The organism is Oleiphilus sp. HI0123 (genome assembly GCF_001635315.1).
In genome coordinates this window covers 1-1,649 of record NZ_LWGE01001309.1, presented here as the reverse complement: position 1 = coordinate 1,649, position 1,649 = coordinate 1, and the positions used below count along the sequence as shown (strand labels likewise).

1 protein-coding gene is annotated in these 1,649 nt (G+C 47.5%); it reads right to left on the bottom strand.

Annotated elements, in window-relative coordinates; translation table 11 throughout:
• Positions 1-1,649: efflux RND transporter permease subunit (locus tag A3761_RS15925; protein WP_197473071.1), on the bottom strand; the 1,649-nt coding region annotated here is incomplete at both ends.

The following is a 1,649-nucleotide window of genomic DNA, read 5'->3' as shown; positions in this document are numbered from 1 at the left end:
TAAGCTCGCGACTTGAGAGAGCGGCACAGCACTTCCCTGGGCATTACGAATCAAGAATTCTTCCAGTGAACGAATAGACTGCCGATCACTCTTCGGATAACGCACCACAACCCTGATATCATCACGACCACGCTGAATTCTTTGCACCTCGTAGCCATAAAAGGCTTCACGCACCTGAGACATAATATCCTGACGTGTCAGGCCTAATACTGAAGCCTGAGGCAAAAGCACTATCTCAATCGCCTCTTTACCGTCTGAATAGCTATCGGAAATATCAAATACCCCCGGGTAGCTTGCCAACTTTTCTTTTATTAGCTCAGCAATACCTGAGAGAGCATTAAAGTCCTGCGCACTCAGCTTGATATCAATCGGGTCACTGACTCGACCAATTTCAGCACGATAAGTTAACTTCTCTGCGCCCGGCACATGGCCAATTAATGCACGCCACTCATTAACCAGCTCGCGACTGGTGATATCCAAAGTACGCTCTTCTGGCGGCGTAATTTCAAATATCACGCGCCCAATATGGCTCGAACCACCAGAAGAGCCAGTTGTTGCCATGATATTTCGAATCACCGCCTCGCCTTCCAGGTGATACTTATCCTGAAGCTCACGGGCAGCTCCCAGCATTGACAAGACATATCGATCAGTCACTTCGACGGGTGTTCCTATAGGCATTTCCAGGTTAGCACGTGCCAACTCACTTTGAACCTTCGGGAAGAATATGAACTTCATCCACCCAGTCGAAACCAAGGCATACAAAATAAATAAGAGACCAAAACTAAGCGCCAGACAAAGGTAGCGATACTTCAAGGCCAACTGAAGTGCTGGCTGATAGTAGTGCAAGACAACACTTTCAAAACCGTCGGCAAAGCGCTGCTGAAAACGAGATAAGCCAGCCACCAAGGCTGAGCTTTGATTTTGAGGTTGTAGCTTAATTCGCTTCAAGTGAGCTGGTAAAACAAGCTTGGACTCAATTAGAGAAAATACCAATATAGGAATCACAACAACCGGAATCGCCGCAAACAATTGCCCGCGCACGCCTTCAATAAACGCAATGGGAAGAAAAGCTGCGATCGTCGTTAAAATACCAAAGGTTACCGGAACTGCGACTTCTTTAGTGCCATTGATCGCGGCTTCCAAACCTGACTCAGAACGCCGCAGGTGAGAGTATATATTCTCGCCGGTAACAATGGCGTCATCGACGACTATCCCCAGAATAACAATAAAGCCGAAGAGGCTAATCACGTTAATGGTAATATCGAACAATGGCATCACTAACAATGCGCCCATAAAGGAAACCGGTATACCAATGCAGACCCAAAAAGCAATGGCAGGACGCAGAAACAAAGTCAGCAAGAGCAGGACTAATATACCGCCCTGTATGGCATTATCTGAAAGCGTTTTCAGACGCTTTTTAACGATTTTTGAGCGGTCATGCCAAGCATCAAGCTGAACGCTTTCGGGTAATGAAGACTCAGCTTCCTGCAAATAGGCCCTGACTTTATCCGCCACATCGATAGCACTTTGCTGACCGACACGATAAACATCGACCAAGGCCGCCGGCCGACCATTAAAGCGGGTCAGTATGGCGCTTTCCTCAAAGCCATCATTAACACTGGCCAAGTCTGCAACCGTGACGCTACTAC